The sequence below is a fragment of the Nitrosomonas sp. JL21 genome (assembly GCF_009833095.1).
In the GTDB taxonomy this organism is placed as follows: Bacteria; Pseudomonadota; Gammaproteobacteria; order Burkholderiales; family Nitrosomonadaceae; genus Nitrosomonas.
The window spans coordinates 1-7000 of sequence record NZ_QRCB01000064.1 but is presented as its reverse complement, the minus strand read 5'-3'; the positions used below and the strand labels follow the sequence as shown (position 1 = coordinate 7000).

General features: G+C 39.6%; 7 protein-coding genes. 1 reads left to right on the top strand and 6 read right to left on the bottom strand.

Going from position 1 to position 7000, the window contains the following annotated elements:
* Positions 1 to 117 precede the first annotated feature (117 nt).
* From ABF87_RS14275 to ABF87_RS14265, 3 genes are all read right to left on the bottom strand, one after another.
* Positions 118 to 2661 (bottom strand): DNA phosphorothioation-associated putative methyltransferase, encoded by a 2544-nt coding sequence (locus tag ABF87_RS14275; RefSeq protein WP_160829791.1) that lies wholly within the window; start codon positions 2659 to 2661, stop codon positions 118 to 120.
* A gap of 194 nt (positions 2662 to 2855) precedes the next feature.
* Positions 2856 to 3194, bottom strand: coding sequence for a KfrB domain-containing protein (locus ABF87_RS14270; protein WP_240143705.1), 339 nt, complete (start codon positions 3192 to 3194; stop codon positions 2856 to 2858).
* A 70-nt stretch (positions 3195 to 3264) separates the two neighbouring features.
* The gene (locus ABF87_RS14265) at positions 3265 to 4323 is read right to left on the bottom strand and encodes a ParB/RepB/Spo0J family partition protein (protein WP_160829789.1); all 1059 of its coding nucleotides are present in this window, start codon (positions 4321 to 4323) and stop codon (positions 3265 to 3267) included.
* Between the two features lie 499 nt (positions 4324 to 4822).
* Between ABF87_RS14265 and ABF87_RS14260 the strand changes: the two genes are divergently transcribed.
* Positions 4823 to 5194: a helix-turn-helix domain-containing protein gene (locus ABF87_RS14260; RefSeq protein ID WP_160829788.1), complete on the top strand. Its 372-nt coding sequence runs from the start codon at positions 4823 to 4825 to the stop codon at positions 5192 to 5194.
* Positions 5195 to 5738: 544 nt separating this feature from the next.
* Here ABF87_RS14260 and ABF87_RS14255 read toward each other — a convergent pair.
* The 3 genes from ABF87_RS14255 to ABF87_RS14245 form a co-directional block, all read right to left on the bottom strand.
* Positions 5739 to 6086 carry a type II toxin-antitoxin system RelE/ParE family toxin gene (locus ABF87_RS14255; protein ID WP_160829787.1) on the bottom strand — a complete coding sequence of 116 codons (348 nt, stop codon included), beginning with the start codon at positions 6084 to 6086 and terminating at the stop codon, positions 5739 to 5741.
* Positions 6073 to 6369 carry a type II toxin-antitoxin system ParD family antitoxin gene (locus ABF87_RS14250; protein ID WP_160829786.1) on the bottom strand — a complete coding sequence of 99 codons (297 nt, stop codon included), beginning with the start codon at positions 6367 to 6369 and terminating at the stop codon, positions 6073 to 6075. The genes ABF87_RS14255 and ABF87_RS14250 overlap by 14 nt, the downstream gene beginning before the upstream one ends.
* 216 nt (positions 6370 to 6585) lie before the next feature.
* On the bottom strand, positions 6586 to 7000 hold a 415-nt coding region (locus ABF87_RS14245), incomplete at its 5' end, for a type IV secretory system conjugative DNA transfer family protein (protein ID WP_240143704.1).

The following is a 7000-nucleotide window of genomic DNA, read 5'->3' as shown; positions in this document are numbered from 1 at the left end:
TTCCAATGAACACCTCCGAAAGGTTTCTCATACTACATCCTTAATTCGTGTCCGAGATTATTAGACCACTACAGTATGTCATATATGGATTTTTACCAGAAACATCCTTATACAAGGCTATAGATTGGTGGTAAAAGGAATATATTTGCCATTGCTAGTAAGTTTCATCTTTGTAATCTGCCTTGACGAGAAATTTGAAAAACTAACATGTATGGGGCAATCTGCACCATATAGATATATCCGATCAAACTTTGTATTCTCACTTATCCATAGCGCGACTTCTTCCATATCTTCATCTTCAATAATAAAATCACAAGCTGCACCGAGTCGTTCGCATATCAATTTTCCATTAGGTTTCTTTTCATGTGCAGCGTGCTGATCTAGTTTCGGTGCAATTCTTCCAGGTATTTCCTTTGCGACCTCTATTGAGCAAAAACCGTATGTCAACTTGATCATCCCAAAATAATCTATAACTGGATCAAGAATATTTGTAGCAAGTTCATATAAGGCTGTATAGGAATCTGCTTCTTTCGGTAAATTAGAAAGACCTGTTTTGGCTTGCGTTTCGCCACATATAATAAAGTCGCGATAAGTAAAATACTTGCCGCATGGAGTGTCAAGATTGGGAATAGATTGACTCCGAATTAAACGCATTCCATCGATTTTCCAACGTGCAAGACTAAGGCTGTGAATGAATTCTGGTGGATTTGGTCCATAACCCGATAGATCAAAAAGATTCAAAGCTTCTAGTTGATTATCAAATGCAATCTGTTCTGCATAACTTTCCATTTCTTCATTTATGAACCGTGATTTGAGATAAAGGTAAGGTGGCTCGAATTCATTGTCATATTCAAAGAAATAGAACTCTTGTTTGTGAAAAGATATTTTTACACGAAGCATCATTTTTGGAATTGGTTTGCCAAAAAAATCATCAAACTGCATCAACGTCAGTTTTCCCGAGCGTGTGTGAATTTTGATCAGATCAGCGGATGTAATGTCCCCATATAATGCTGTGCCACAGCCAATGTATATTCTTAGAATGGTGGGAAGTTGTTCTACAAGGCTTGTATGGAGTTGCAATGATTCGTTTTCGATATACCAACCCAGTCCTTTAGATGCCGCATTACGGCACGCTGCATCAATTAGTTCCGGTTGCGCGATTTGGAACAAAAGTTCTGTTGCTGCTTGCTGAGCAGTGCCATAATTAGTAAAGAACGCTTTAATATCGCGTTGCAGCGATGGTTCGAGGTAGCGATATGATTTGCGCTTTTCAAACATGCTAAGTGCAATATAAACAAGCAGATCATCTTGTCTGAGTTTTTGAGCCGTTTCCAGAATGGCATCATCTTTCTGGTTGCGCAAGAAACGTAGTGTTTTCGGCAAGCTTCCGAATACTTCAAGCACCTGCGGTAGATTTTTGACTTCACTTTTATCCGGTTCTCGTCCGGTTTCCAGCCATTGTTGCCACAGTGAATCAAGTAATGTTTGATGTTCAGCATAGCGGGCGGCATCTCTTTCAGCTTTGCTGGGACTTAAATGGCTACGCACCTGGCTTGCTGCGCGCAAAAGATTAGATCGGGAACGACTCCTGCCAACTAAGAAGCGTTGTTCAGCATCTTTGTCCTTAAAAACAAAAAAAACTCCGGGCGCTACTGGAATAGATTCTTCATGCAGGTGTTGTTCAACGAATATCTCAAGTTCGGTGGGTGTGTAGTATTTCTGGAAAGTACCGCGAGATGTTAGAATACCATCATACAGCGGTTTTCCCTTGGAGTCCTTCTGATTTGCAAGCATCACCGATACGACAAGCAATTCTTGAGCTAACGAATAAGCACCTTGTAGTGCCTCAATCCGTTCATTAATATCTTCAATTACATTGATGACAAAACCTAGGTTAACAATATTAGATAATTGCTTTGAGTTGTCGGGCGCATAATGTGGATCCCAACCCAATGCCTGAATGCCATTTTCTTGTAAACCACGCAAATCATCTCCGCGTCCGCAGCCATAATCAAATACGCTGCGGGAACCATCTAGAAAACCGAATCTTGCGAGCAATTGAACCGGTGCAGAAAACCCATAGCGAACAAGCGCAGTTAAATGTCGTTGCACTTCATCGGAGGGCGATAAATTATCGGCTTTGTCGAATTTTGATAAATCGTTACCCAGCGGGACGAACTCATAATCTATAAGCTGATAACCTTTTGCCGCAATTATTTTCTTCCATTGATTTTGAAAACCTATTCTAGAAGGGTCATCAAAAAGTCCCAATGCTTCAGCTGTACTGGTCAGTTCCTGAAATTTAGCAATCTCTGTATGTTCAAGTGGGAGCAACAGCTCCTTGCGATGGAGAATGGGTGGATTAAACGAATCAGCGTAGGAGCGTTTCCGAACTTGCCGCGTTCCTGTGAGCTCCGCTCGCCAGCTGGTATTTAATTTAGGGAAGGGTTGGTTAAAAAAATCAGGGTAGTAAAGAAAAGAAATAAATTCTTTATTCTCAGAAATTTTCACAACGTTGTAATCGACATTCCTATTAACTTGTGCAAGTTTCTCTGCATCTGCTATTAATTCTAAATCCGTTAGACTAAGTGAACCGAATGCCTCTATATGCAGATAACGAGATGAGTGAACAAATTTTCCGGTACTGTCTGAAACAAGCATTGTATGAATTGCTAGGTAAAGAGCTGTTGGATCTAAGCTAGCAATATTATTATGTTAGATAATGACCTTGATATAATTTCTTATAATGTTATTTGAAAATAAAGATGAATACATGATAGTTTTATTGGAGAAATTGGGCGATACCTAATTTTGTGTATATTTTTGACGAAATTCTTATTTCGGTGAACCTAATATCAAATTTTCAACGATCTTTTATTCTTAAGCATATCTATTAAGGTTAACGTAGCTTTCTCTCCATCATATTGAATTGCCACATTTTTCCCTGCAATAGGTTTGTTATCAACAGCATTTAATTGGTGCACAATAAAATCTTTGTTGACCTGTTGATAAAAAATAGCATTTTCTTTATCAATATGAATAATTTGCCCTTCATACCGATTTTTGTCGACAGGTGTTTTAGCTAAAAAAATATTATAGATACCAGGCCTAATACCTTCATCAACCTTCTTGATAGTGCCAAATGTCTCCCACTTATTATTTTTCTGAGTTTGTAGAATTTTTTGTCCATTCATTACAATCATTCGTAGCTTTAGTGATGTCGTCATTCAAATTAGCTGTAAGTAGGGGGCTGACAGAATTAAATTATCCTGCTTCCTGTTGTTCGGCAATTTCTTCCAGTATTTTTATGAGATCAAAAGGCTCAGTTCTCTCCATGCCATGCAAAAAGGCGATCAACTGCAATGCACCGCTGCCCTTGGCTGAGAAGCTGCCATCTTGCAGTGCTTTGATAGTGAACTGAACTGTATTTTTGCAATTTCTGCCTTGCTCAAAATAGTTCTTTATTTTGCTTTGGAGAAATTCTTTATTCTCACTAGATAGATCACGCATTAAATCCCGTGGCTTGCGCTTGTCTTTTTTGATCAGATTGTAAATAGAGTCCAGCAATGCATTCGGAGAGGTTTGTTTTTGATCGTCGTTATGGGCTGAGGGCGTATTATTGGATTTGTCTTCACCATTGACTACTCGGCCATCTGTAGAATTGGATGGGGACGTTTTTTTCAGCTTTAAGAATTGACTGAATTGGTATATATCCAATCGTGATATCTCTTCCTGCGTACTGAATGCCAGCCAAGTGATTACTTCTTCTTTATTGGCTTTATAGAGTCTCGTTAAATCATAGAGTGCTGTAACATCGGTGCAACGGCCTGAGCGGTACACTTTACCTAATGGATCAGGCAAATCAAGAAGCGCTGCGTGCATGGTGATATAAGGATTGGTTTTGCCGATGAGTCTTGCAATTTCCGATTTTGTTTTACCAGCTGCTAATTGTCGCCCAATAAAATCAGCAATCTCTCTGGAGGTAAGATCATCTCTTTGCAGATTCTCGATCACCTGATCTGCTTCACTGTAATCGGTATCAATGAATGCCGGAATCTTGCTTAATCCGGCATTAATGCTGGCACGATAGCGCCTTGCGCCGTGGTTAATAATATAGGTTCCCAGTTTATCCGGATTAGGGCGCACCGATATGGGTGATTTCACTCCGCGTAATTTAATCGTTTCCGTTAATTCTTGTAATGTTTCTTGATTAAATTCCTTCCTGGGTTGATGGATATCTTCACTGATTAACTTGATGTCAATCTCTGTCGCGCCAATAGATGCAACAGGCCCTTTTTTATTTTCCTTCCTTTTTCCAGTCATTTTTATTATGAGGCTAATTTGTGCTCGTTATACCAGGTAGAAGTATTATTGGAATTAAATAATTTTACCCATTCATGATTAGAAAGATAAAAAATATGAATTCAATCATCAAGAAAGTAAAAACCGCACAAAAAAGATGCCTTAGCGCTTGCTCGATTTTTGCTCTTCTTATCCTGTCTATCATTGAATGTCTAACCTTTCGTATCAGGAATTGATATACGTTACAGATTCTTTGGGCTTTCCATCAGTTACTCATCTATCTGAATAACTATTAACTTTAAGCAATAAAAATCAATTATCTAGATAATTCTAAGTTTGATTTCTATCCTATTAATAATTATCTCTAAATTATGTGTATAACGAAACTATTATTTAGTCCCTCATATTGATTAATAAGTTTCTGTTTTTATTTTTAGATTAAAATAGCAGCAAAACTACCACAAAACGATGATGCTGATTAGTTAAGCTGCTTAAACCCTAAAAAAGGCAGGGCTATTATATGTATAATTTGATACTCATCACAAATATTTTGCGTATCCTTGATGAAAAGGATATGACTAAATCAGAATTGGCAGAGAAGGCGGGGGTCTCCATTTCTTTTTTTACTGATTTAACCAATGACAAAGCCAACCCATCACTCAGGATTATAGAGGCGATCGCAGAGGCACTGGAAACCCCACTGCCGATGCTATTGGATAGTATGGATATGAGCACGGCTGATCTTGAGGCATTAACCAATCGAAAGCTTAGGCATTTGCCTAAGGGTTTTGTCTGGAAAGGTGGTGTTCTGAGTGAATTTGAGGCCTATCAAGTCGCGCAATGGGATAAAAAGAATAGAGTATTTTTATCAAAAAATTTAAATAAGAAATAAACAAAGTAATACAAAGCAATAGAAAAGTCACGCCCCAATGCGTGATAGAGTAGGGTAGCTAATATCGCACGATCATGTTTCCCTTTTAGGGAGCTTCCATCCGGTGCATTGAGTAATTCGCGGGCCTGATGATCGCCGATTACCGGTGTTTTGCCTTCATAACTTTCCACACCGCTGGACGTTTTACACCTTTGACGGGATTATGCGTAACTGTTCTTTTCACATAAATATTCAAATAAAGAGGATAGCGCCGCCAAGCGGTGGCGAATACTCATACTGCTTTATGATCGGCTCAACAAATCATCGCGCCAGGCACGGGCACGAGTTACAATCCTGAATACGAGTTACAATCCTGAATTCTTGCGGATTCTGAATACCCGTGAAATTCATAAAATCCTTTAAGGCATTTTTATAAGCGAAGCGCGCCGAGTGGCTTTGTTTCCTAAATTGGCAAACCATTTCACTTCAGGTGGAACATCAGCAAGGCCTTGAAATTCTTTTGCAGTGAGTGCTGCGATTTCCGGTAATAATAATGTCTGTGGCGTTATTTGTTTAGCTCATCATTTTTATGCGATGTTTCACTACCCATAATCGCTTCATAATCTCTGCCGCCATAAAAAATGTTAAGAATAGTGACGATTTGTTTATCCTCAATAACTTCAAAAGCCGCAATTGCGTTTTTATCGATGGCAACAATTCTGAGATTCTTACGTAGGTCATTACGCTGTTGTCCTATTAGAGGCGCCGTTCTAAGTTCATGACACTTTTGGCGTAATTTCTCTATATATGCCCACGCGACTTCAGGAAGTCCGCTCTTCTCAGTTATATATTCATAAATATCAATCAGGTCTTTTATAGCATCGGGTGTTAAATATACATCATAGCTTTTCATAGCCTGGTGTGCTTATGTGTTGCTGATGAAACTGCTCTAGCTTTTCAAACGCAGCATCCAGCAAAACAGGTTCGCCACTGTGTGCGGATTGTTCTAGGCGCGTCCGGATGGCAACAATTCTCGCGTGATGTTCTTCTTCCTGTTTTTGCCATAAGCGCATCGCTTCACGAATAACCTCGCTTGTGGAAGCGTAAGCGCCATCTTTCACTTTTTCCCTAATAATATTCAGCATATCAGGTGGAAGTGTAATGCTGATTTTTTCTGCTTTATCGGTGCGCTTCATTTTTCTATTTCCTATGTATGTTTTTAATATCTTCCAATAGGTAAGATATTATCTTACTCAAGGAAATTTTATAAAGCAAAAATATTTTATACCGGGTCAACGATTAAGGTGGTCAGGTTTTGAACATCAATCTGGGGATTCCAATATGCGCTCATCAAAGATGCCGGATCAAACGCAGCACCTTGTTTTTGGCATGATGCTTTCTCTAATCGACCGTCAATGCTCATAACTCACCTTTGAGATCAGTAATGACTGCATTCTGAGTTTAGGAAAGCAGAGTCGGTAGGCGAGACTCACACCCTTGCCTGAACGGGTCGGTGCATAACATAGGATATGTTCTGGCCCGCCGTGCTTTAGATAATGGACTGTGCCGGAATTATCCTGCCAGCCGCCCACATAGACCGAATCAATACCCTGCTTTTTCCGTGCTCCAATCAGGCCAGCATTTTGAATGTCCTTCTTATCAGCCCACCTGGCAGATCCGTATAATCCTTGATGTGTCCTGGAAGAATTGGCGAGCACCATTTTTATGACCAGCACCAGTATCAGGCCGATACTGGAGAATAAAATGCCAAAACCTGCCGCCAGATCGATGAAGCCCGGATACAGCCAAAACCCCAAAACCCCAAAA